Here is a 22,956-nt window from a genome sequence, read left to right as displayed (position 1 = left end):
CGACGGGTTGTTAACCCGCTGTTGTGCGCTCGTTGGGCCGAACACCGGAAATGCGGAATAGCTTCTGCCGGGTGCCAGCCAGTAGCAGTCGTGGCGATCTCCGTATCGCCGTACTCGCAGATTCCGACACGCGATGGAAATGGGGGGCCCTCACCGCCCGCCGCCTCGCGCCCGACCACCGGCTCACCGGATTCCTGCTGCGCGGCCGGGCCACCCCCACCGCCCGCCAGCTCGGCGAGGTGGGCGTGGGCCCGGGCGACGGAGCGGACCGGCCCGCCGAGGTGACCTGCGCGGAGTTCCTCGCGGAGATCGCCTCCGGGCGCGAGCGCTTCGACGTGGTCGTCCTCGCCCTCGTCGGGGGCGCCGTCCAGGCCGTCCTGCACGGAGCCCGCGCCCTGTGGCCCGACCCGGCCGCCCGGCCCGTACTGGTCACCGGCTACGTCGGCGTCGTCTACGAGAAGCTCGCCGACGGGCTGCTGCTGCGGCACGGCGCCGACCTGGTCCTCGCCAACTCCCGCCACGACGCCGGCCGCTTCCGCGCCGTGTACGAGGGCGTGGGCGCGGACCCGCAGGCCGTCACCGAGACCGCGCTGCCCTTCCTCGACGGCGCCCCGTACGAACCCGCCGGGACCCGCGCCCACACGGTCGTCTTCGCCGTGCAGCCGTCCGTACCCGAGAGCCGCGCGGACCGTGCGTACCTCCTCGCGCGGGCCGCCGGCCACGCCCGGCTGCACCCCGGCAGACAGGTGCTGGTCAAGCTGCGCAGCAAGCCGGGGGAGCACACCACGCACCTGGAGGAGCACCCGTACCAGCGGCTGGCCGAGCGGATCCCGGGCGGGCTGCCGCCCAACTGCCGCCTGGTGTACGGGAACATGGGCGAGGTCCTGGACGAGGCCGACCTGCTGGTCACCGTCTCCTCCACCGCCGCCCTGGAGTCCCTGCACCGGGGCATCCCCACCGCCGTCCTGACCGACCTCGGCATCCGCGAGGCGCTCGGAAACCACCACTTCCTCGGCTCCGGCTGCCTGGTCTCCTGGGACCGGCTGGACGCGGGATCGCTGCCGAAGGCCGACCCGGCCTGGCTGGCGCACCAGGGCGTAGCCGCCCCGGCTGCCGGGGCCTCCGGAGTGGTTCCCGGGGCCGGTGCGGGTGCCTCTGGCGTGGTTCCCGGGGCCGGTGCGGGTGCCTCTGGCGTGGTTCCCGGGGCCGGTGCCGATGCCTTCGAGGCGGCCCGGAACCGGCTCGCGGAGCTGCTCGGGCGGGAGCAACTCCCGCCCGTCGCCCCCTACTACACCCGCGCCACCGCTCCCGGCTACCTGCCCGGGATCCTGGCCCGCCACCACCTCGCCCCCGACGGGACCCCGCTGCCCGGCGCCGTCCGGCGCGGCTCCGGGGAGTCCCGGGCCCGCCGCTGGCTCCGCGCCCACCTGCGCGAGGCCGCGCGGGGGGCGTACCGGCACGGCGTCCAGCGGGTGGCCCCGGTGATCCGCCGCCTGGGGGAGCTGTGAGCCGCCGGCCCGGCCGCCGGTCGGCCGAACCCGTGCAGGGCGCGGCCACCGCAGCCGTCGTCGTCAACGCCACCGCAGCCGCCGCCGCAAACGCCCCGGCCGGCGCCGCCCCGGCGCCCCGGCCCGCGGCGGTGCTCCCGGTATCCCGGTCCGTGGCGGCTGCCCCGGCGTCCGGGTCCGTGGCGGCTGCCCCGGCGTCCGGGCCCGCGGCGGTGGTCCCGGTGTCCCGGTCCGTGGCGGTGGCTCCGGCGTCCGGGTCCGTGGCGGCTGCCCCGGCGTCCGGGTCCGTGGCGGCTGCCCCGGCGTCCCGGCCCGCGGCGGTGGCTCCGGTGTCCGGGCCCGTGGACGCCGCCCCGGCGTCCGGGCCCGCGGCAGCCGCTCCGGCATCTCGGCCCGCTGCAAACGCTCCTACGCCCCGGCCCACGGCGGCGGCTCCATCCCGGTCCGCGGCAGCCGCGCCGGCGCCACGGCCCGCCGCGGGCCCCCCGGCCGGCGCCGCGTCGGCGTCTCGGGCCGCCCTCGCCGCCGCCACCGCGGTGCCGGCGCGCGGGCCGCGGGTGCTCGCCGTGATTCCCGCCCGGGGCGGGTCCAAGGGCGTCCCGGGCAAGAACCTCGCGCAGGTCGGCGGGACGCCGCTCGTGGCGCGGGCCGTGCGGGCCTGCCTGGCCGCCCCGACCGTCACCGACGTGGTGGTCACCACCGACTCCGAGGCGATCGCGAAGGCGGCCCGCGCCGCCGGGGCCGACGCGGTGCGCCGCCCCGCCGCGCTCTCCGGGGACACCGCGAGCAGCGAAGCGGCCCTGCTCCACGCGCTGGACTCCTTCGAGGAACTCCACTCGGTCACCGTCGACGTGGTCCTCCTGGTCCAGTGCACCAGCCCCTTCCTCACCCCCTCCGACGTCGAGTCCGTGGCCGCCGCCGTCGCCTCCGGCGCGGCCGACTCCGCGCTGACCGTGGCCCCCTTCCACGGGTTCCTGTGGCGGACGGGCCCCGACGGCTCCGGAGCCGGGGTCAACCACGAGACGACGTACCGCCCCCGCCGCCAGGACCGGCCCCAGGACCTCCTGGAGACCGGCGCCGCCTACGCCATGGCCGCCGCAGGGTTCCGGACCGCCCGGCACCGGTTCTTCGGCCGGACCCTGCCCGTCGCCACCGACCCGGCCCGGGTGCTGGAGGTCGACGACCCCCACGACCTCGCCCGGGCCCGCCTCCTCGCCCCGCTGTTCGAACCACACCCCACCGCACGGCCCGCACCGCACCCCGCGCATCCCGACCCGAGCCCCACACCCCCACGCACCGTTCGAAGGACACCACCTGCCATGAGCGTCAGCCCCAACTCCCGCCTGCGCACCTTCGGTTCGCGGATCGCCGGCCCCGGACACCCCGTCTACGTCGTCGGCGAGATCGGCATCAACCACAACGGCGACCTCGGCAACGCCTTCGCCCTCATCGACGCCGCCGCCGAGGCCGGCTGCGACGCCGTGAAGTTCCAGAAGCGCACCCCGGAGATCTGCACCCCGCGCGACCAGTGGGACATCGAGCGCGATACCCCCTGGGGCCGGATGACCTACATCGACTACCGCCACCGCGTCGAATTCGGCGAGTCGGACTACCTCGCCATCGACGAGCACTGCGCCAAGCGCGGCATCGACTGGTTCGCCTCCCCCTGGGACACCGAGGCCGTCGCCTTCCTGGAGAAGTTCGACGTCCCCGCCCACAAGGTGGCCTCCGCCTCCCTCACCGACGACGAGCTGCTGCGCGCCCTGCGCGCCACGGGCCGCACCGTCGTCCTCTCCACCGGCATGTCCACCCCGAAGCAGATCCGGCACGCCGTCGAGGTGCTCGGCAGCGACAACATCCTCCTCTGCCACGCCACTTCGACGTACCCGGCCAAGGCCGAGGAGCTCAACCTGAAGGTGATCAACACCCTTCAGGAGGAGTACCCCAACGTCCCGATCGGCTACTCGGGCCACGAGACCGGCCTGCAGACCACCCTGGCCGCCGTCGCCCTCGGCGCCACCTTCGTCGAACGGCACATCACCCTCGACCGCGCGATGTGGGGCTCCGACCAGGCCGCCTCGGTCGAGCCGGGCGGCCTGACCCGGCTGGTCCGCGACATCCGCACCATCGAGACCGCCCTGGGCGACGGCGTCAAGCGCGTCTACGAGTCCGAGCTGGCCCCGATGAAGAAGCTCCGCCGCTTCCAGGGCGACCTCGCGGCGGTCTGACCCCCGGTCCGCTCCGCTCCGGCGGGGCCTGCGGTTCCGGCGGACGGGCAGCCCCCGCCCCGCCCCTGACGAGGAGTACGTGGTGACCCCTTCCGCATCCACCCTGGCTTTCGTCGAAAGCCCGGTCCAGCTCCTGAACGTGCTGGAGTGGGCCTACGCGCAGCGCTCCGCCGACGCGGCCCGCGGCCGCCTGCTGGACGGCGTCCCGAGCCAGTCCGGCCGGGGCGGCGCCCCCGCGGCCGACGCCGCCGGGACGTCCCCCGGCGCCGGTCGGCGCGATCCGCGCGACCCCGGTCCGGCCGGCGCGCAGGCGCCGCGGATCGTGGTCCTGCCGCCCACCGACCCGATGTCCCGGGGCCAGCTGCGCCGGATCGCCGGGATCGCGCGCGACGAGGGGTACGCCGTCCACTGGCAGGAGGCGCGCGGCGGATCCGGGGCCCCGTTCAAGGCACTCGCCGCGCTCGCCGCCGACGTGCGCCGGGCCGGGCGGATCGTGGTCGGCGACCCCTTCTCCCGCTTCGTCCAGCTCCTGCTCGCCCCGGCGCGGGACGCCGAACTGGTCGTCGTCGACGACGGCACCGCCACCATGGAGTTCGTCGCACAGCTCGGACGCGGGGAGCGGCTGCGCCGCTGGCACCGCGCCGGCGGCGGGGCAGGGTCCCGGATGCGCGAGCTCGCGTACGCCCCGGTCTCGGGGACGGCGCGGCGCCGGCTGACCCCGCGCGGCGGGCGCCGTGTCGAGGTGTTCACGTCGATGCCGGTCACCCCGCTGCCCGGGATGGAGCTGCGGGTCAACGAGTTCGCCTGGACCCGGTCCCGCTTCGGACCGCCGCGCCTGACCAAGGGCACCGACCTGGTCGGCACCTCGCTCGTCGAGACCGGGGTGGTGGACCCGGCCCGCTACCTGGACGCGGTGCGCGCCCTGACCCGCGAGCACACCGCGACCCGGTACTTCGCGCACCGCCGCGAGTCCCCGGAGAAGCTGCGGGCGCTGAGCGAGGCGACCGGGCTGGAGATCGTCCGCCCGGACCTGCCGCTGGAACTGATCGCCCGGCGCGGACCGGTCGGCCGTACGATCGTCAGCTTCCCGTCCACGGTCGTCCACACGCTGCCGTACGCCCTCATCGGCACGGGTGTGACGGTGGCCGTATGCGATATCGACCCCGCCTGGCTCACCGGCACCGCCTCGCCGCGCGCCCGCAGTTTCCTCGCCGGGGTCATCGACACCGCCCGCGATGTGCGCAGACTCCCCGCTCAGACGGCTCCGGCGGCCGGTTGAGCGCGCGAGTTTACCCCCGCGCGTAAGCGGTCATGCGTCCAGAGGTCGGGTTTCTTTCCCCTAACGGCATGAACTTTTTGTGATCTCCGGCCAGTTGACCCATCCGTGCGCCTACCCTTCAACGGGTGAACCAGTTGATGTCCCGCGAGTCCCAGACCGCCCTGCCCGGCAAGCCCGACCGGCCCGAGCTGCCCGGCAAGCTTCCGGACCACCTGCGTGCCGAACTGATCGCCTTCCGCCGGGACTTGCACATGCATCCCGAGCTAGGACACCAGGAGTTCCGTACCACGGCGGCGATCAAGGCCCGGCTGGAGAAAGCCGGCCTGCGACCACAGGTGCTGAAGTCCGGCACCGGCCTCGTCTGTGACGTGGGTACCTGGGACGGCGGCCGGCCGATGCTGGCGCTGCGCGCGGACATCGACGCCCTGCCCATCCCGGACGCCAAGACGCACGTCCCGTACCGCTCCACCTTCCCCGACCGGGCGCACGCCTGCGGCCACGACGTGCACACCGCGGTCGTCCTCGGCGCCGGGCTGGTGCTCGCCGAACTCGACCGGCAGGGCATGCTCCCGCACCCGGTGCGGCTGCTGTTCCAGCCCGCCGAGGAGGTGCTGCCGGGCGGCGCGAGCGACGCCATCGAATCCGGGGTGCTGGACGGCGTCGGCAAGATCGTCGCCGTGCACTGCGACCCCCGCGTCGACTCCGGGCGGATCGGACTGCGGGCCGGCCCGATCACCTCGGCCTGCGACCGGCTGGAGGTCACCCTGGCCGGCCCCGGCGGGCACACCGCCCGCCCGCACCTCACCACCGACCTGGTGACGGCGGCGGCCCGGGTGGCCGTCGACGTACCGGCCGTGCTGGCCCGCCGGATGGACGCCCGCTCGGGCATGTCGGTCACCTGGGGCAGGATCGAGGCCGGGCACGCCTGCAACGTCATCCCCATGCTGGCGGAGCTGTCCGGCACCGTCCGGTGCCTGGACATCAACGCCTGGCACGAGGCCCCCGACCAGATCCACGCGGCGATCGACGAGGTCGCGACCCTGCACCGGGCCAAGTCGGAGATCACCTACGTACGGGGCGTCCCGCCCGTGGTCAACGACCCGGTGGTGACCGAACTGCTCCGCGAGGCGATGGCGGCCCGGCTCGGCGCGGAGTCGGTGGAGGGCACCGAGCAGAGCCTGGGCGGGGAGGACTTCTCCTGGTACCTGGAGCACGTCCCCGGAGCGATGGCCCGCCTGGGCGTCCGCAGGCCGGGGGACACCGCCAAGAGGGACCTGCACCGGGGCGACTTCGACGTGGACGAGTCCGCGATCGCGGTCGGCGTGGAGTTCTTCACCGCGGCCGCCCTGCTCGACGGGCGGGGCGAGGCCCGGCTGGACGGCCGCCTCGCGCGGTCGGCCCGCTAGCGCAGCGCGGGCGGCGGGCGGCGGGCAGCGGGCGGAGGCCGGGACGGCGGCAAAGCCCGGGCAAAGTCCCTACCGCATCGGCGGGCCTCCCGGTAAAGGTGTCCAGCCCTTGGTACACAAGGGCTGGACAGGGGAGGAGTTACTGATCGGTCACTGTCCGGTTCGCGACGATCCGATAACGACTCATGAACGGGCCTTTAACTGACATCTACGCGCGTTACGATCGCCGCGAAACCAGCGCCGGTCGTGGCGCTTCGGTCAGGTTTTGAAGGAGCCTCCCCTTGCGCCGGATCACCAGGATCGCCACCGTGGGCATCGCGTCCGCTGCGCTGGCCCTCTCGGCCACCGCCTGTGGCGGTAAGAAGTCGTCGGACACCTCTTCCTCGTCCTCCGAGGGCACGAAGGCCGCGGGCGCCGCCATCGCGTACGACATCGGTGGCCGCGGCGACCAGTCGTTCAACGACGCCGCCTTCGCGGGCCTCGAGAAGGCCAAGACGGAGCTGAAGGTCACCACCGCCGAGGCGGAGCCCACCGACGGCGAGGGCGAGGCCGACAAGGTCCAGCGCCTCACCGAGCTGGCCCGCAAGGGCAACAACCCGGTCATCGGCGTCGGCTTCGCCTACGCCCCGGCCATCAAGAAGGTCGCGCCGAAGTTCCCGAACACCACGTTCGGCATCATCGACGACACCTCGGTGACCGGCCCGAACATCGCCAACCTGGTCTTCAACGAGGAGCAGGGCTCGTACCTGGCCGGCGTCGCCGCCGCCAAGGTCTCGAAGACCGGCACGGTCGGCTTCATCGGCGGTGTCGAGGTCCCGCTGATCAAGAAGTTCGAGGCGGGCTTCACCCAGGGCGTCAAGGACACCAACCCGAACGCCAAGGTGCTGTCGGCCTACCTGACCCAGCCGCCGGACTTCGGTGGCTTCTCCAAGCCCGACCTGGGCAAGGCCACCGCCAACGGCCAGCTGGACGCGGGCGGCGCCGACGTGATCTACGCCGCTGCCGGTCTCGCCGGCTCGGGCGCCATCGAGGCCGCCGCGGGCAAGGGCAAGTGGGCCATCGGCGTCGACTCGGACCAGTACAACCAGGCCGGTCTGTCGAAGTACAAGGAGCACATCCTGACCTCGGTCACCAAGGATGTCTCCGACTCGGTCTTCAACCTGATCAAGTCGGTCAAGGACGGCAAGCCGTCGACCGGTGAGATCCGTTACGGCCTCGACAAGGACGGCGTCGGCCTGGCCGACTCCAACCCCGAGTACAAGAAGATGGCCGACGTCATCGCCGCGGTGGAGAAGGCCAAGGCCGACATCATCGCCAAGAAGATCACCGTCAAGACCGCCCCGTAAGGGTCCGTCTGACACGCGGTAATGGTCTCCGGGGTTCGGGAAGCGGTGTCTGCCGCCTCCCGGGCCCCGAGCCGTGTTCGGTGAGGTTGTGGCCAGTTGGCCGCAAGTTTTCACTTTCGACAGTGCTACGCGCGTAGAGGCATCGTGGACGCGATAACGTCCAGCTCCCGCCCACCCGCCCGGCCGATATCCGCCCTGTCCCCCTGCCTCCAGCTCCTTCCGCGCCAAGGAGAGTGCGTCATCAACGCGTCCAGCCCCCCTCTCGCCGTAGAACTGCACGGCATCACCAAGCGTTTCCCCGGCGTCGTCGCCAACAAGGACATCGCGATCACCGTCCGCAAGGGCACCGTCCACGCCCTCGTCGGTGAGAACGGCGCCGGCAAGTCGACCCTGATGAAGATCCTCTACGGCATGCAGAAGCCGGACGAGGGCACCATCGCCATCGACGGGGAGCAGGTCTCCTTCCACAGCCCCGGCGACGCCATCGCCCGCGGCATCGGCATGGTGCACCAGCACTTCATGCTCGCCGACAACCTCACCGTCCTGGAGAACGTGGTTCTCGGCGGCGAGAAGCTCTACGGCATCGGCGCCAAGGCCCGCAAGAAGATCAAGGAGATCTCGGACGCGTACGGCCTCGGCGTACGCCCCGACGCCCTGGTCGAGGACCTCGGTGTCGCCGACCGCCAGCGCGTGGAGATCCTCAAGGTCCTCTACCGCGGTGCGAAGATCCTCATCCTCGACGAGCCGACCGCCGTGCTCGTGCCGCAGGAGGTGGACGCGCTCTTCGACAACCTGCGCGAGCTCAAGGCCGAGGGCCTGACCGTCATCTTCATCTCGCACAAGCTGGGCGAGGTCCTGAAGGTCGCCGATGACATCACCGTCATCCGCCGCGGCACCACGGTCGGCACCGCCGACCCGCGCACCACCACCACCAAGCAGCTCGCCGAGCTGATGGTCGGCTCCGAACTCCCCTCCCCGGAGACCCGCGAGTCCACGGTGACGGACGTCCCGATGCTGACGGTGCAGGGCCTGAGCCTCGCCGCGGCGGGCACCTTCGCCGTCGAACCGGAGGTCCTGGCGCCGCAGGCGCCGCAGGAGTTCTCCGTCCGCGAGAGGCCCGAGGGCGGGCGGCTGCTGCTCGACGACATCAACTTCACCATCCACAAGGGCGAGATCCTCGGCATCGCCGGTGTGGAGGGCAACGGTCAGACGGAGCTCATCGAAGCCCTGATGGGCATGAACTCCGCCGACGCGGGCGTCATCACCCTCGACGGCCGGGACATCACGAAGACGGCGGTGCGCAAGCGCCGCGAGGGCGGCATCGGCTACATCCCCGAGGACCGCCACCGCCACGGCCTGCTGCTGGAATCCCCGCTGTGGGAGAACCGCATCCTGGGCCACGTCACCGAGGCGCCCAACTCCAAGGGCGGCATCCTCGACCCGAAGGCCGCCCGCAAGGACACCGAGCGGATCGTGCGCGAGTACGACGTCCGCACGCCCGGCATCGAGGTGACCGCGGCCTCGCTCTCCGGCGGCAACCAGCAGAAGCTCATCGTCGGCCGCGAGATGAGCCACAACCCGAAGTTCCTCATCGCCGCCCACCCCACCCGCGGTGTGGACGTCGGTGCGCAGGCGCAGATCTGGGACGCCATCCGCGAGGCCCGCCGCGAGGGCCTGGCCGTGCTCCTGATCTCCGCTGACCTGGACGAGCTGATCGGCCTGTCCGACACCCTGCGCGTGATCTACCGCGGCCGCCTGGTCGCGGACGCCGACCCCGCCACGGTCACCCCGGAAGAGCTCGGCACCGCCATGACGGGCGCCGCTTCCGGGCACCTGGAAGCCACCGACAACCACTCCGCCGGTGCCGACGCTGGTACCGATGCCCCGGAGGACGAGGCCCGATGAAGAAATTCGACAAGGACCGGCTGCTCCTCGGCTTCGCCGGGCCCGCGCTCGCGCTGGTCAGCGCGTTCCTGCTGACGATGGTCGTACTGGCCGCGACGGGCGTGGACCCGATCGAGCCCATGCGCCTGATGGTGGAGAACGCCGGCTACGAGGACGTACAGGTCCTCATCGTCAACCAGGCCGGTACGTACTACCTGGCAGCCCTGGCCGTGGCCATCGGCTTCCGGATGAACCTCTTCAACATCGGCGTCGACGGCCAGTACCGCCTCGCCGCGATGATCTCGGCCCTGGTCGGCACCGCCGTCAGCCTGCCGGGTCCGCTGCACATCCTGCTGATCGTGCTGGTCGCCATGCTGACCGGTGCCTTCTGGGCCGGCATCGCGGGTGTCCTCAAGGCCAAGCGCGGGGTCAGCGAGGTCGTTTCCACGATCATGCTGAACGCGATCGCGACCAGCCTGATCGCCTGGCTGATCCTGCCGAAGAACCTCGGCATCCAGCCCGAGGGCTCCAACGACCTCACCACCGGCGAGATCGCCCAGTCCGGCTGGTTCCCGGCCCTGAGCATCGGTGACGGCCTGGAGATCTACGGCTTCACCTTCGTGGCCTTCGCCCTCGGCGTCGTCTACTGGTTCGTGCTCAACCGCACCCGCTTCGGCTTCGACCTGCGCGCCACCGGCGCCAGCGAGTCCGCCGCCCAGGCCTCCGGTGTGGACGCCAAGAAGATGATCATCACCTCGATGCTCATCTCGGGCGCGGTCGCCGGCCTGTCCGGCATGCCGCAGCTGCTGGGCGAGACCCACACGTACAACCTGTCCTTCCCGGTCGGTGTCGGCTTCACCGGCATCACCATCGCGCTGCTCGGCCGCAACAGCCCGGTCGGCATCCTCCTCGCCGCGTTCCTGATGGCCTTCATCGACAAGGCCTCGGCCTCGCTCGACACGGCCGGGTACGCGAAGGAGATCGGCACGATCATGAAGGGCCTGATCGTGATCGCGGTCGTGGTCTCGTACGAGCTCGTCCGCCGCTACGGCATCCGCCGCCAGCAGCAGAAGGTCGGCGAGGAGCTGGCCGCAGGCCACGCCATCAAGACCGATAAGGAGGTCGCGGCGTGAGCACCAGCACCGTCTCCGCGACGAGCGCCGCCCCGAAGAAGTCCGGCGGCCGCAAGAAGCTCAGCCTGCCCTGGATCATGCTGATCATCGCGGGTGGCCTCGCGCTGATCTCCCTGGTCCGCCTGATCAGCGGCGCCAACGACCTGACCTCCGTCGGCCAGGTCTCCGGCGCCCTCTCCCTCGCGGTCCCGATCGGCCTCGCCGGCCTCGGCGGCCTGTGGGCCGAGCGCGCGGGCGTCGTCAACATCGGCCTCGAAGGCATGATGATCCTCGGCACCTGGTTCGGTGCCTGGGCCGGCTACCAGTGGGGTCCGTGGACCGGCGTCATGGCCGGTGTCATCGGCGGCGCCATCGGCGGCCTGCTGCACGCGATCATCACGATCACCTTCAACGTCAACCACATCGTCTCCGGTGTGGCCGTGAACATCCTCGCCTTGGGCTTCACCCAGTACCTGTCGAACTTCACGTTCGCCGACGCGCCGGGCGGCTCCTCCAAGCAGTCCCCGCAGGTCGAGCCGATCTACAAGATCACCGTGCCAGGGCTGTCCGACTGGTTGTCCGACCTCCAGGGCAAGCACTGGTTCTTCATCTCCGACCTGGCCGGCGTCCTCGGCGGTCTGGTCACCGAGCTGTCCCTGCTGACGGTCGTCGCGCTGGTGCTGATCCCGGCCACCTGGTGGGTGCTGTGGCGCACCACCTTCGGCCTGCGACTGCGCTCCTGCGGTGAGAACCCGGTGGCCGCCGAGTCCCTCGGCGTCAACGTGTACAAGTACAAGTACATCGCCGTGATCGTCTCGGGCGGCCTGGCCGGCCTCGGCGGCGCGTTCCTGTCGATCGTCGCCAGCCCGATCTACCAGGAGGGCCAGACCGGCGGCCGCGGTTACATCGGTCTCGCCGCGATGATCTTCGGTAACTGGATGCCCGGCGGCATGGCGCTCGGCGCCGGCCTGTTCGGCTTCATCGACAGCCTCAAGCTGCGCGGTGGCGCCGAGAACGTCCACGCGCTGCTGCTGCTCGTCGCGATCGTGCTGCTGCTGGCCGCCGTCTGGCAGGGCTACAAGAAGAAGTACGTCCCGGCCGCCGTGTCGGCCGTCTTCGCGGTCCTGGTCGCCCTCTGGTACGCGACGACGGACTCGGTCCCGAGCCAGTTCGTGGACGCGGCCCCCTACGTCACCACCCTGCTGGTGCTCGCGCTGTCCGCGCAGCGCCTGAGGATGCCGAAGGCGGACGGCCTGCCGTACCGCAAGGGCCAGGGCAAGTGACGACGGCGCTCACCCCCGACTGGGAGGCCCTGCGGAAGGCCGCCCGGGACGCCATGTCCCGGGCGTACGCCCCCTACTCGGGCTTCCCGGTCGGTGTCGCGGCGCTGGTCGACGACGGCCGCACGGTCGTCGGCTGCAACGTGGAGAACGCCAGCTACGGGCTCGGCCTGTGCGCCGAGTGCGGCCTGGTGTCCTCCCTCCAGGCCACGGGCGGCGGCCGGCTGACGCACTTCACCTGCGTCGACGGCAAGGGCGACATCCTCGTCCCGTGCGGCCGCTGCCGCCAGCTGCTGTTCGAGTTCGGCGGCCCCGAACTCCAGGTGGAGACGCCGGAGGGGGTCCTGCCCCTCTCGGCGATGCTGCCGCAGGCCTTCGGGCCCGACCACCTCAGATAGGCGTGGCCTTGTGACGGCCCTTCCGCACGCGTGCGGAAGGGCCGTCGCCCTTCGCCCCCTCATCAGTCAACCCACATGGCTCTATGCGCGTAGAGTTTTCGAACGTACGCACCGCCGGAAGGAAGTCACCTCATGGACGTCATCTCCGTCATCCGCACCAAGCGCGACCGCGGCGAACTGAGCCCCGAGCAGATCGACTGGGTCATCGACGCGTACACGCGCGGCGTGGTCGCCGACGAGCAGATGTCCGCGCTGGCGATGGCCATCCTGCTCAACGGCATGAACCGCGCCGAGATCGCCCGCTGGACCGCCGCCATGATCGCCTCCGGCGAGCGGATGAACTTCGACTCCCTCTCCCGCCCGACCGCCGACAAGCACTCCACCGGCGGCGTCGGCGACAAGATCACCCTGCCGCTGGCCCCGCTCGTCGCCGCCTGCGGCGCGGCCGTCCCGCAGCTCTCCGGCCGCGGTCTCGGCCACACCGGCGGCACCCTGGACAAGCTGGAGTCCATCCCCGGCTGGCGCGCGCTGCTCTCCAACGAGGAGATGCTGCACGTCCTGGACACCACCGGCGCCGTCATCTGCGCGGCGGGCGACGGCCTGGCCCCGGCCGACAAGAAGCTGTACGCCCTGCGCGACGTGACCGGCACCGTCGAGGCCATCCCGCTCATCGCCTCCTCCATCATGTCGAAGAAGATCGCGGAGGGCACCGGCTCGCTGGTCCTGGACGTCAAGGTCGGCAGCGGCGCCTTCATGAAGAACATCGAGGACGCCCGCGAGCTCGCCTCCACGATGGTCGCCCTCGGCACGGACAGCGGCGTCAAGACGATCGCCCTGCTCACCGACATGTCCACCCCGCTCGGCCTGACCGCCGGCAACGCGCTGGAGATCCGCGAGTCGGTCGAGGTGCTCGCCGGCGGCGGCCCCTCGGACGTGGTCGAGCTGACCCTGGCCCTGGCCCGGGAGATGCTGGACGCGGCGGGCATCAAGGACGCCGACCCGGAGAAGGCCCTGGCCGACGGCTCCGCGATGGACGTCTGGCGCCGGATGATCTCCGCCCAGGGCGGCGACCCGGACGCGGCCCTGCCGGTGGCCCGCGAGCAGCACGTCGTCACCGCCCCCGAGTCCGGCGTGCTGACGCGCCTGGACGCGTACGGGGTGGGCGTCGGCGCCTGGCGCCTGGGCGCCGGCCGCGCGCGCAAGGAGGACCCGGTGCAGGCGGGCGCGGGCATCGAGCTGCACGCGAAGCCGGGCGACACGGTCGTGGCGGGCCAGCCACTGATGACCCTGCACACGGACACCCCGGAGAAGTTCGACTACGCCCTGGCCTCCCTGGACGGGACGTTCGACATCGCCCCGGCGGGCACGGCCTTCTCCGCCACGCCGATCGTGCTGGACCGCATCGCCTGACCTGCGGTTTCCCTGTCGGGTGAACGGGACCGGCGGACCCCCGCCGGTCCCGTTCGGCATGGTGGGGCCGTTGCGCTTCCGGCGCGGTTGAGCTTCCCACGCCGTTCGGCTTCCGCGCGGTTCGGCTTCCCGCGCCGTCCGGCCTCGCCAGCGCGACAAGACGGCCCCCGGCGGGCACTTCCCGGTCGGCCGATGAGTTCGGGCGGGCCCGGCAGTCACCCCTTCGTGGAGATCATCCGACTCGCCCTGCCCGGCCCCACCCCGACCGCACAGGACACGGCACGGCTGTGCGCCCGCCTGGCCCGGCTCTACGCGGCCGGGGCGGGCGCCGTGGTGTGCGACGCCGCCGCCGTCACCGCGCCCGGCCTGGCCGCCGTCGAGACGCTGGCCCGGCTGCGGCTGACCGCCCGGGACCGCCCCTTCCGGGTGACCGGGGCCTCGCCCGGGCTACGCGCCCTGCTGGACCTCGTAGGACTCGTCGAGCTGCTCGGGGAGCCCGAACAGCGGGAACCACCGCTCGGTGTCCAGGAAGGCATTGAGCCCGACGATCTTCCCGTCTGAGATCTCCAGCACCTGGAGCGCCCACGGCAGGTGCCCCGGCAGGCCGTCCGCGCGCGGCCGGTACTGCCCGAAGGCCGGCATGCCGTTCGCCGTGGTCGGGACCAGGCGGGAGCCCTTGCAGCCGATGCCCTGGTTCAGGTGCCAGGCGGCGATGTCCTCGTGGCCCTGGAGCCACAGGTCGAACGGCGGCATCGACAGCACCGCGTCCTCGTGCAGCAGGGTGGTGAGCCGCGAGATGTCGTAGGCCTCGAAGGCGGTCAGGTACTGCTCCAGCAGCTTGGCCTGCTCCCCGTCCAGCGGGTCCGCCGCCTCGCTCTCGCGGACGCGGGTGGCGGCCAGCGTGGCCCGGGCCCGCTGGAGGGCGCTGTTCACCGAGGCCACCGTGGTGTCCAGGAGGGTGGCGACCTCGTCCGCCTTCCAGGCCAGCACCTCGCGCAGGATCAGCACGGCCCGCTGCTTCGCCGGCAGGTGCTGGAGCGCCGCGACGAAGGCCAGTCGGACCGATTCCTTCGCCAGCGCCATCTCCGCCGGGTCCGCGGTCTGCGGCAGCACCCGCCCGTCGGGCACCGGCTCCAGCCAGGTCACCTCGGGCCGCTCGTTGAGCACGGCGGAGGCCTGGTGCTGCGGGGCACTGAGGTCCATCGGGCGGGCCCGCTTGTTCCCCGCGTTCAGCAGGTCCAGGCAGACGTTGGTGGCGATCCGGTACAGCCACGAACGCAGCGAGGAGCGGCCCTCGAACTTCTCGTACGCCCGCCAGGCGCGGATGTACGTGTCCTGCACCGCGTCCTCGGCGTCGAAGGAAGAGCCGAGCATCCGGTAGCAGTAGCCGGTCAGTTCCACCCGGTACCGGTCCATCGCGGCGTCGAGGTCCGGGCTGGTGGCAAGATCACTCATGTCCGTCGATCCCCCTGGAAGTTCCGATACCCCGGAAGCTACCGGAGGGGTCTGACAGCCGCCTCCCGGGAGCCGGAACCCGGCGGATTCCCCGCCCCGGGCACCGCGCGAGCGCGACACCGCACCCGTCACGGCGCGGTCGCCGCGCGCGTCACCGCACGCGACACCGCACGCGTCACCGCGCGGTCGCCGCCGGAGCCATCGGCCGCCGCTGTGCCCGCGCCGCGTGCGACCCGTACAGGGTGATCGACACGACGCCCAGCACCGCCAGCAGCGCGATCCCGACCGTGGCCGCCCAGCCCGAGGAGTGGTAGGCCAGCGCCCCCAGGGTGCCGCCCGCGCTGGAGCCGAGGTAGTAAGCGGACTGGTACAGCGCCGAAGCCTGCGCCCGGCCCGTCTTCGCCGTGCGGCTCACCGCCGCCGAGGCCACCGCGTGCCCCGCGAAGAAGCCCGCCGTGATCAGCACCAGCCCCGCCAGGATCGCGGCGAGGGAGTCCGCCAGCGACAGCAGCAGCCCCAGCGCCGTGGTGGTCACGGCCAGGTACAGCGCGCCGCGCCGCCCCGCCCGCTCCACGAGCCGGCCGGCCGCGGCCGAGGAGACCGTACCGACGAGGTAGACCAGGAAGACGGACCCGACGACGCCCTGCCCGAGCGAGAACGGCTCGTCCACCAGCCGGTAGCCGATGACCGTGTACACCGCGCCGAAGACGGTCATGAACAGCGCGCCGATCCCGTACAGCCGCAGCAGCAGCGGATCGCGCAGGTGCCCGGAGACCGTACGTCCCACGGCGCGCGGGTTCAGCGGCGCGGGCCGGAAGAACCGCGCCCGGGGCAGCAGGAACAGGAAGGCCACCGCGCAGGCCAGCGACATCAGCCCGACCGTGAGCAGCCCGGCCCGCCAGCCCCATGCCTGGGCCGCCCAGCCGGTGACGATGCGGCCGCTCATGCCGCCGATGGAGTTGCCCGCCACGAACAGGCCGATCGCGGCGACCAGGGCCTTCGCCTTGACCTCCTCCGCCAGGTACGCCATCGCGGAGGCGGGGATGCCGGCGAGCGCCGCTCCCTGCGCCGCGCGCAGGACGACGAGCCACTCCAGGTTGGGCGCGAAGGGGACGAGGAGCCCGACCACGACGGCCACGACCATCGAGCAGGTCATCATCCGGGTCCGCCCGAACCGCTCGGACAGGGCGCTCAGCGGCAGTACGAACAGCGCGAGCGCGCCGGTGGCCGCGGACACCGTCCAGCTGGCCTGACCCGCCGTCACGCCGAAGCCGGCGGAGATCGCGGGCAGCAGCGCCTGGGTGGAGTAGAGGAGGGCGAAGGTCGCGAGACCCGCGGCGAAGAGCGCGAGGCTCATCCGGCGGTAGCCGGGGCGGCCGGGGGAGTGGGGTTCCGGGGTGGGGGACGACAAGGTGGAGGCACCCGGGATGACGGGTGCCCCGGTATGAGCGGGAGGCATACGAAAACCGTAGGCCCGTCTTTTTCATGCGTCCAATGCACGAATTCGCGATAATCGATCCACTCGTGCATCAGTGCAGCTCAGGAGGGCGCATGTCAGCGAACCGTTACGAAGAAGACATGGCCGTGACAAGTCTGCTGGCGCCCCGGCTCGCCTACTTCGCCGCCGTCGCCCGGCACGAGCACGTCACGCGCGCCGCGCACGAGTTGGGCGTTCCGCAGTCCACCCTGTCCCGGGCCATGGTCCGGCTCGAACAGGACCTGGGCGTCACGCTGTTCGCCCGCACGGGCCGCACCGTCGCCCTCACCACCGCCGGCCACACCTTCCTGGCCTCCGCCGAGCGGGCCCTGACGGAGATCTCCCGCGCGGCGGAATCCGTCCAGCAGGACGCCGACCCGGCCGCCGGCAAGGTCGCCTTCGGCTTCCTGCACACCCTGGGCTCCGAGACCGTACCCGGCCTGATCCGCGCCTTCCGCGCCGACCACCCGCGCATCCGGTTCTCCCTCGTCCAGAACTACGGCGAGGCCATGCTGGAGCGGCTGCGCGCCGGCGAGCTCGACCTCTGCCTGACCTCCCCGCTGCCCGACGCCCCCGACCTCGTCGCGCGCCGCCTCGACGAACAGCGGCTGCGCCTGGTGGTCCCCGACGACCACCGCCTCGCCGTCCGCAAGCGGATCCGGCTGGCCGAGGCCGCCGAGGAAACCTTCGTCACCCTGGAGTCCGGCTACGGACTGCGCCGCATCACCGACGACCTGTGCGCCGAGGCCGGGTTCACCCCGAAGGTCGCCTTCGAGGGCGAGGAGGCCGAAACCCTGCGCGGCCTGGTCGCGGCGGGCCTCGGCGTGGCCCTGCTGCCGCCGCCCGCCGTGGCCCGGCCCGGGGTGGTCGAGCTGACGGTGACGGCGCCGCGCGCGGTCCGCGAGATCGGCGTGGCCTGGCTCGACGGACACCCCGACACGCCGCCGGTCGCGGAGTTCAAGCGCTTCCTGCTGTCCCGGCGCGGCCGGCTGATCCCGGAACTCCAGGGCGGCCCGGTCTGAGCCCGAGCGGCGGCCGGTGCGCCGGACCCGCCGCCGCTGAGGCGGGCCGCTACTCCTGCGCCGCCGCCGAGGGCCGCTACTCCTGCGCCGCCCGCTACTCCTGCGCCGGCTCCGGCTCCAGCGTCGCAGCCGGCTCCGCCGCCGCCGAGGACAGCAAGTACCCGGCCTGGAAGCGGGACTTGGCGCCCACCGCCCGCATGATCTCCGCGATGTGCCGCTGGCAGGTCCGCTCCGACATCCCCAGCCGCCGCGCGATCACCTTGTCCTCCAGCCCCTCCGACAGCAGCCGCACGATCGTCTGCCGCAGCTCCTCCGAGAGCGACCGGGCCGCCTCCGGACTCACCGTCACCGGGAACGGCTCCGCGCCCAGCCAGGACCGCTCGAACGCCGAGGTCATGAAGTGCACGACGCTGGGCTCCCGCACCACCAGCGCCGCCCCGCTGCGGTCCGGCACCGCCATCAGCCCCGTGTGCCGGTCGAAGACCAGCATCCGCATCAGCCCGTCGCCCAGCGTCCGTACCTGCGCGCCCAGCGCCGTCACCCGCTCCACGTACGCCGCCGTCGGCCGCGAGTACCGCGCCGTGTGCTGGTAGATCGTCCGCATCCGGACCCCGCGCGCCAGCAGCGCCTCGTCCCGCCCGATCGACTCCTCCAGCGCCTCCTGCGGCCGGCCCCCGCCCGGCTGCGAGGTCAGCAGCTCCTCCTCGGCCGCCGCGGCCAGCTCCGCGATCAGCCCCCGTACGGCCCCCAGGTCGGTCACCAGCTCCAGCCGGCCCGCCCCGCTCAGGTCCCGGTGTGCGGCCCCCGCCTCGTACGCGGGCACCAGCGCCTCCAGCCGCCCCCGCAGCCGGTCCATCTCGTCGTGGGTCTCCCGTACGAGCAGGGCCAGCGGGGCCAGCGCGCGGGCCGCAGCCGCCCGGGGGGCCACCGCGCTCCACCGTTCCGGTCCGCCGCCGGGAGCCCGCTGGAGCAGGTGCGCCGCGGCCAGCTCGGTGATGGCCGCGGCCGCCCGCACGCCCAGGTCCGCCGTGGCCTCCGCCGCCGCGAAGGCATGCCGCTCCACCGCGTACGCGTACAGGCGCCGCGCCGCGGGACTCAGTTCGCCCATGTCCTGGGCCGCGTCGGCTGGCATATGCATATTCGTCCCGGCCTGTGGTCGTTTATAAACCCCTCGTGTTCCCGCAAGGCGGCAAGACGACGCCCGGCCGAGCGCTTCCGGCATATGCCGAACCGGCACAGTGGAACCACGGCGTGGAGGGGGAGCGCGGTATGCGGCAGCGGACGGCCGACCAACGGCACCAGCCCGTGGCAGTCCTGCTGAGCCCGCGGCCCGCCGTGGTGGCAGCCGCCCGCCGAGCGGGCGCGCGCACTGTGGTGGTCGCGCCGGGTCCTTCGGTGCCATCCGACCGTGAGGGGGCGGAGCGGCGGGTACGGACGGACTGGCGCGACCACCCGCGCCTCGTGGGGGCGCTCGGCCGCCTGGAGGGGGTCCGCCACGGCCGGGCCGCCGTCTTCGGCTTCGACGCCGCGGGAGCCCTGGCCGCCGCCCGCGCCAACGAGGAACTCGGCCTGCCCGGCACGCCCGCCGCCGCCGTCACCGCCCTCATGGACAAGGCCGCCCTGCGCGCCCGCTCCAACACCCTGCACCCCGCCCGCCCCGTTTCGTTCGCCCGCTGCGGCCGCGCCGACCTGATCCCCTTCATCGCCACCCTCATCGGGTACCCCTGCGTCATCAAGCCCCGCTCGGGCGCGGACGGAGAGGGCCTGCGGCTGGTCCCGGGCCCCGCCGCGGCGCAGGCGTCCGCCCGCAGCTACCCGGCCGTCACCGACCTGCTCGTCGAGGAGTTCCTCGAAGGCCCCGAGCTGGCCGTCGAAGCCCTCTCCCGCGAGGGCCGCCACCGCATCCTGGGCTGGTCGCGCCGGCTCCCCGGCCCCGCGCTGACGGCGACCGGCCACCACCTGCCGGTCGCCCTGGACCCGGCGGTGGCGGAAGCCGTACGGGCCCTCGTGCGCGGAGTCCTCGACCTCGCCGGCCACCGCGACGGCCCCTCCCACACCGAGGTCGTCCTCACCGCCCACGGCCCCCGCCTGGTCGAGGCGCACGCCCGGCCCGGCCGCGAGGAGCTCACCCAGCTGCTCCGGCTCGCCCACGGCACCGACGTGCTCGGCCTCGCCCTCGCCGCCGGACTCGGCCTCCCCGAGCCGGTCCGCCAGCCGCGCGCCGCCCATGCCGGGCTGCGCTACGTGGACTTCCCGCCCGGCTGGCGCACCGACGGCGCCGGGCCGGGCATCGCGGCGGCCCGCGCCGTGCCCGGGGTGGTCCGGGTCCAGCTGCAAGTGCCGCGCGGCGCCACGGTCCTGCGCCGGCCGACCGGCGCGCGGCACCACGCGTACGTCCTCGCGGCGGCCCCGACCGCGGGCTCTCTGGCCGGCATCCTGGACCGGGCGACGGGCCTCCTGGGCGGCCGGCGGGATTCCCCCGGGATCCATGTCGTGCGGTCGTCGTCGACGGACGGCCCCGAATAGACGCGGACTCCCCGCACCCGGCACCCGGCACCCGGCACCCGGCACCCGGCGCGCCCGCGCCCGCCCGCTCCGCGTACGTACGCGCCGAAGTACGGCGCGCGGCCGCTCGGGATCCGACCGCCCCGGACTCAGCCCGAAGCCGGCTTCGCGTACGCGGCGAAGCCGGTCCAGTCGACGGTGACGCACGGCTCGTCGCCGAGGACCCAGGCGTCGTGGCCGGGGCTGATCCGCATGAAGTCGCCGGGGGCGAACTCCTCGCTCTCCCCGTCGTTCGCGACGACCTTCATCCTGCCGCTCACCACGTACGCCGTGTGGTCGGCCTGGCAGCTGTCCGTGCCGGCCAGTGGCTTGATGTGCTCCGACCAGCGCCAGCCCGGCTCGAAGACCGCGCGGCCGACCGCCCCGCCGTCCGTCCGGATCAGGTCCAGCCTGCCCTTGCCGTCCACGAACGGTCGCGTCTCGTCCGCCTCGTCGAAGCTCTTGCGCACGATCCCGGCCATGCCGAATCGCCTCCCGCGGAGAAGCACCCCGAGAGTCCCGAGTCCACTCCTCACCTTACGCTCGGGCAGGTCCGCCGCCGGGGCGGTTCAGCCCCGCAGGGACCGCCCGAACCCGGAGGCGAGCGGCATCCGCAGGCCCAGCGGCGGCGGCGCGGCGAGGGCATCGGTCACCGGCCGCGAGTACCGCCCCGAGAACACCGCGCCCAGGACGAAGTCCACCGCCAGCGCGACCACTTCCGCCTGGTGCTCCCGCAGTCCGTGCCCGTCCGAATGCACCTCGAAGCGGCACGTGGAACGATTCGCCTTCTTCGCCCGCGCCGCCAGCCGGAAGGAGGACTCCGGGTCGCTGCGCGCGTCGTTCGTCCCGTGCACGATCAGCACCTGCCGCCCCGAGAGCTGTTTCACCGGATCAGGGGAGTCCTCGGAGGCCTCCGCCTTCCCCAGGGAAGGGGCGAGTGCCAGCACCGAGTTGACCGCCTCGTGGTCCGCCGCCAGCAGCGCCGCCCGGCCCCCGGCGTCGTATCCGGCCAGGCACACCGGCACGTCCCCGTACCGCCGCACCGCCTCGTCCGCGGCCCACCGCGCGTCCTGCTCGCGGGTCCCGCCCCCGTGCAGGACCGTGTGCGCGACCAGCCCCTCCGCCCCGCCCGCCCGGGCCAGTGCCCGCGCGAGCGGACGCACCGGACCGGGGGACAATCTGGACGCTCCCGGGAGCAGGAGCACCACACCACTGACCGTCGTGACCGAGCCGTTCGCGCCGGCCGCCCGCCCCAGGCGGGCCCCGCGCGCCGGCGGCGCATGCTGTGCCATGGCGGAACAGTCTCAGACCGAGAGGTGTACGCCACCCGTCCGCACGGTCACTGTTACGTATCGACGGCCGTCGCGGACACCACGCTCTACGCGCGTAGGAGCTAGAGTGCCCAGATGACGAGCGAGACCCCCAACCTGCCCACCCCGGATCAGATCCGCCGCTCCCCGAAGGTGCTCCTGCACGACCACCTCGACGGTGGACTGCGCCCCGGGACCATCATCGAGCTGGCCCAGGAGGCCGGCTACGAGAACCTTCCCGAGACCGATGCCGACAAGCTGGGCGTCTGGTTCCGGGAAGCCGCCGACTCCGGCTCCCTCCCGCGCTACCTGGAGACGTTCGCGCACACCTGCGCCGTCATGCAGACGAAGGAGGCCCTCTTCCGGGTCGCCGCCGAGTGCGCCGAGGACCTGGCCGAGGACGGCGTCGTGTACGCCGAGATCCGCTACGCCCCCGAGCAGCACCTGGAAGCCGGCCTGACCCTCGAAGAGGTCGTCGAGGCGGTCAACGACGGCTTCCGCGAGGGTGAGCGCCGCGCGAAGGCCAACGGCCACCGCATCCGCGTCGGCGCGCTGCTGACGGCGATGCGCCACGCGGCCCGCGCGCTGGAGATCGCCGAGCTCGCCAACCGCTACCGCGACAACGGCGTGGTCGGCTTCGACATCGCCGGCGCCGAGGCCGGGTTCCCTCCCACCCGCCACCTGGACGCCTTCGAGTACCTCAAGCGCGAGAACAACCACTTCACCATCCACGCGGGCGAGGCCTTCGGCCTGCCGTCGATCTGGCAGGCCCTGCAGTGGTGCGGCGCCGACCGCCTGGGCCACGGCGTGAAGATCATCGACGACATCGAGGTCGCCGAGGACGGCTCGGTCACCCTGGGCCGCCTGGCCTCGTACGTCCGGGACAAGCGCATCCCGCTGGAGATGTGCCCGACCTCGAACCTGCAGACGGCCGCGGCCGCCTCGTACGCCGAGCACCCGATCGGGCTGCTTCGGAAGCTGCACTTCAGGCTGACGGTCAACACCGACAACCGGCTGATGAGCGGTACGAGCATGAGCCGTGAGTTCGAGCACCTGGTGGACACCTTCGGCTACTCGCTGGACGACATGCAGTGGTTCACCGTCAATGCGATGAAGTCCGCGTTCATTCCTTTCGATGAACGACTGGCCATGATCAACGAGGTCATCAAGCCCGGTTATGCCGAGCTGAAGTCGGAATGGCTGTTCCAGCAGACCGCTTCGACCAGCGGTTCCGTCCTGGCGTAGGCCATGGCATGACGTACTGAAAGCGCCCGGGAGAGGCAATTCCCGGGCGCTT

General features: G+C 72.8%; 19 protein-coding genes and 1 pseudogene. 15 read left to right on the top strand and 5 right to left on the bottom strand.

What is annotated here, in order from left to right; translation table 11 throughout:
* The first annotated feature begins 71 nt into the window (after window positions 1-71).
* From ACZ4TG_RS27480 to ACZ4TG_RS27425, 12 genes and pseudogenes are all read left to right on the top strand, one after another.
* On the top strand, window positions 72-1,508 hold the full coding sequence (locus ACZ4TG_RS27480) for a DUF6716 putative glycosyltransferase (protein WP_468167395.1): 1,437 nt from the start codon (window positions 72-74) through the stop codon (window positions 1,506-1,508).
* Window positions 1,505-2,431, top strand: a pseudogene (locus ACZ4TG_RS27475) (cytidylyltransferase domain-containing protein); the annotation flags it as partial. The gene ACZ4TG_RS27480 and the pseudogene ACZ4TG_RS27475, both read left to right, overlap by 4 nt.
* A 396-nt stretch (window positions 2,432-2,827) precedes the next feature.
* Window positions 2,828-3,736, top strand: coding sequence for an N-acetylneuraminate synthase family protein (locus ACZ4TG_RS27470; protein WP_468167734.1), 909 nt, complete (start codon window positions 2,828-2,830; stop codon window positions 3,734-3,736).
* An 82-nt stretch (window positions 3,737-3,818) separates the two neighbouring features.
* Entirely contained in the window at window positions 3,819-5,015 is a 1,197-nt protein-coding gene (locus ACZ4TG_RS27465; RefSeq protein ID WP_468167393.1) for a hypothetical protein, read from the top strand.
* 137 nt (window positions 5,016-5,152) lie between these two features.
* Complete coding sequence (locus ACZ4TG_RS27460) at window positions 5,153-6,421, top strand: amidohydrolase (RefSeq protein WP_468167732.1); 1,269 nt, start codon at window positions 5,153-5,155, stop codon at window positions 6,419-6,421.
* A 281-nt stretch (window positions 6,422-6,702) separates the two neighbouring features.
* On the top strand, window positions 6,703-7,767 hold the full coding sequence (locus ACZ4TG_RS27455) for a BMP family lipoprotein (RefSeq protein ID WP_468167391.1): 1,065 nt from the start codon (window positions 6,703-6,705) through the stop codon (window positions 7,765-7,767).
* Window positions 7,768-8,007: 240 nt separating this feature from the next.
* Window positions 8,008-9,672, top strand: coding sequence for an ABC transporter ATP-binding protein (locus ACZ4TG_RS27450; protein WP_468167730.1), 1,665 nt, complete (start codon window positions 8,008-8,010; stop codon window positions 9,670-9,672).
* A complete protein-coding gene (locus ACZ4TG_RS27445) occupies window positions 9,669-10,784 on the top strand; it encodes an ABC transporter permease (RefSeq protein ID WP_468167389.1) in 1,116 nt (371 codons plus the stop codon). The genes ACZ4TG_RS27450 and ACZ4TG_RS27445 overlap by 4 nt, the downstream gene beginning before the upstream one ends.
* Window positions 10,781-12,046, top strand: coding sequence for an ABC transporter permease (locus tag ACZ4TG_RS27440; protein ID WP_468167387.1), 1,266 nt, complete (start codon window positions 10,781-10,783; stop codon window positions 12,044-12,046). Before ACZ4TG_RS27445 ends, ACZ4TG_RS27440 begins: the two co-directional genes overlap by 4 nt.
* The gene (locus ACZ4TG_RS27435; RefSeq protein ID WP_468167385.1) at window positions 12,043-12,441 is read left to right on the top strand and encodes a cytidine deaminase; all 399 of its coding nucleotides are present in this window, start codon (window positions 12,043-12,045) and stop codon (window positions 12,439-12,441) included. Before ACZ4TG_RS27440 ends, ACZ4TG_RS27435 begins: the two co-directional genes overlap by 4 nt.
* Before the next feature lie 132 nt (window positions 12,442-12,573).
* Window positions 12,574-13,851 (top strand): thymidine phosphorylase, encoded by a 1,278-nt coding sequence (locus ACZ4TG_RS27430; RefSeq protein ID WP_468167383.1) that lies wholly within the window; start codon window positions 12,574-12,576, stop codon window positions 13,849-13,851.
* Window positions 13,852-14,076: 225 nt separating this feature from the next.
* A complete protein-coding gene (locus ACZ4TG_RS27425) occupies window positions 14,077-14,412 on the top strand; it encodes an STAS domain-containing protein (protein ID WP_468167381.1) in 336 nt (111 codons plus the stop codon).
* On the opposite strand, the gene ACZ4TG_RS27420 is transcribed toward ACZ4TG_RS27425, so the two are convergent.
* A complete protein-coding gene (locus ACZ4TG_RS27420) occupies window positions 14,299-15,306 on the bottom strand; it encodes a sigma-70 family RNA polymerase sigma factor (protein WP_468167379.1) in 1,008 nt (335 codons plus the stop codon). The two genes, ACZ4TG_RS27425 and ACZ4TG_RS27420, sit on opposite strands and share 114 nt — an antisense overlap.
* Window positions 15,307-15,481: 175 nt before the next feature.
* Entirely contained in the window at window positions 15,482-16,765 is a 1,284-nt protein-coding gene (locus ACZ4TG_RS27415) for an MFS transporter (protein ID WP_468167377.1), read from the bottom strand.
* 119 nt (window positions 16,766-16,884) lie between these two features.
* Between ACZ4TG_RS27415 and ACZ4TG_RS27410 the strand changes: the two genes are divergently transcribed.
* Complete coding sequence (locus ACZ4TG_RS27410; RefSeq protein WP_468167375.1) at window positions 16,885-17,805, top strand: LysR family transcriptional regulator; 921 nt, start codon at window positions 16,885-16,887, stop codon at window positions 17,803-17,805.
* A gap of 94 nt (window positions 17,806-17,899) precedes the next feature.
* Here ACZ4TG_RS27410 and ACZ4TG_RS27405 read toward each other — a convergent pair whose 3' ends face one another.
* On the bottom strand, window positions 17,900-18,937 hold the full coding sequence (locus ACZ4TG_RS27405) for a helix-turn-helix transcriptional regulator (protein ID WP_468167373.1): 1,038 nt from the start codon (window positions 18,935-18,937) through the stop codon (window positions 17,900-17,902).
* A 263-nt stretch (window positions 18,938-19,200) separates the two neighbouring features.
* Here ACZ4TG_RS27405 and ACZ4TG_RS27400 point away from each other — a divergent pair, with 263 nt between their 5' ends.
* Window positions 19,201-20,331, top strand: a complete 1,131-nt coding sequence (locus tag ACZ4TG_RS27400; RefSeq protein WP_468167371.1) for an ATP-grasp domain-containing protein — start codon at window positions 19,201-19,203, stop codon at window positions 20,329-20,331.
* A 128-nt stretch (window positions 20,332-20,459) separates the two neighbouring features.
* Here the strand turns inward: ACZ4TG_RS27400 and ACZ4TG_RS27395 are convergent, their stop codons facing one another.
* Together ACZ4TG_RS27395 and ACZ4TG_RS27390 are read right to left on the bottom strand one after the other, a co-directional pair.
* Complete coding sequence (locus tag ACZ4TG_RS27395) at window positions 20,460-20,831, bottom strand: cupin domain-containing protein (RefSeq protein WP_468167369.1); 372 nt, start codon at window positions 20,829-20,831, stop codon at window positions 20,460-20,462.
* An 87-nt stretch (window positions 20,832-20,918) separates the two neighbouring features.
* Window positions 20,919-21,641 carry an alpha/beta hydrolase gene (locus tag ACZ4TG_RS27390; RefSeq protein ID WP_468167367.1) on the bottom strand — a complete coding sequence of 241 codons (723 nt, stop codon included), beginning with the start codon at window positions 21,639-21,641 and terminating at the stop codon, window positions 20,919-20,921.
* 114 nt (window positions 21,642-21,755) lie between these two features.
* Between ACZ4TG_RS27390 and ACZ4TG_RS27385 the strand changes: the two genes are divergently transcribed.
* Window positions 21,756-22,904, top strand: a complete 1,149-nt coding sequence (locus ACZ4TG_RS27385; protein ID WP_468167365.1) for an adenosine deaminase — start codon at window positions 21,756-21,758, stop codon at window positions 22,902-22,904.
* The last annotated feature ends 52 nt before the right edge of the window (window positions 22,905-22,956 follow it).

It is taken from the genome of Streptomyces sp. NPDC028314, assembly GCF_055565795.1.
The sequence above is the reverse complement of the archived record's forward strand: the minus strand, read 5'-3'. Positions and strand labels throughout refer to the sequence as shown.

Bases quoted from the DNA above. Each gene is read 5' to 3' on its own strand.
- ACZ4TG_RS27470 (WP_468167734.1), top strand. From the start codon at position 2,828: ATGAGCGTCAGCCCCAACTCCCGCCTGCGCACCTTCGGTTCGCGGATC.
- ACZ4TG_RS27385 (WP_468167365.1), top strand. From the start codon at position 21,756: ATGACGAGCGAGACCCCCAACCTGCCCACCCCGGATCAGATCCGCCGC.
- ACZ4TG_RS27430 (WP_468167383.1), top strand. From the start codon at position 12,574: ATGGACGTCATCTCCGTCATCCGCACCAAGCGCGACCGCGGCGAACTG.
- ACZ4TG_RS27460 (WP_468167732.1), top strand. From the start codon at position 5,153: ATGTCCCGCGAGTCCCAGACCGCCCTGCCCGGCAAGCCCGACCGGCCC.
- ACZ4TG_RS27415 (WP_468167377.1), bottom strand. From the start codon at position 16,765: ATGCCTCCCGCTCATACCGGGGCACCCGTCATCCCGGGTGCCTCCACC.
- ACZ4TG_RS27445 (WP_468167389.1), top strand. From the start codon at position 9,669: ATGAAGAAATTCGACAAGGACCGGCTGCTCCTCGGCTTCGCCGGGCCC.
- ACZ4TG_RS27390 (WP_468167367.1), bottom strand. From the start codon at position 21,641: ATGGCACAGCATGCGCCGCCGGCGCGCGGGGCCCGCCTGGGGCGGGCG.
- ACZ4TG_RS27420 (WP_468167379.1), bottom strand. From the start codon at position 15,306: ATGAGTGATCTTGCCACCAGCCCGGACCTCGACGCCGCGATGGACCGG.
- ACZ4TG_RS27405 (WP_468167373.1), bottom strand. From the start codon at position 18,937: ATGCCAGCCGACGCGGCCCAGGACATGGGCGAACTGAGTCCCGCGGCG.
- ACZ4TG_RS27395 (WP_468167369.1), bottom strand. From the start codon at position 20,831: ATGGCCGGGATCGTGCGCAAGAGCTTCGACGAGGCGGACGAGACGCGA.
- ACZ4TG_RS27410 (WP_468167375.1), top strand. From the start codon at position 16,885: ATGGCCGTGACAAGTCTGCTGGCGCCCCGGCTCGCCTACTTCGCCGCC.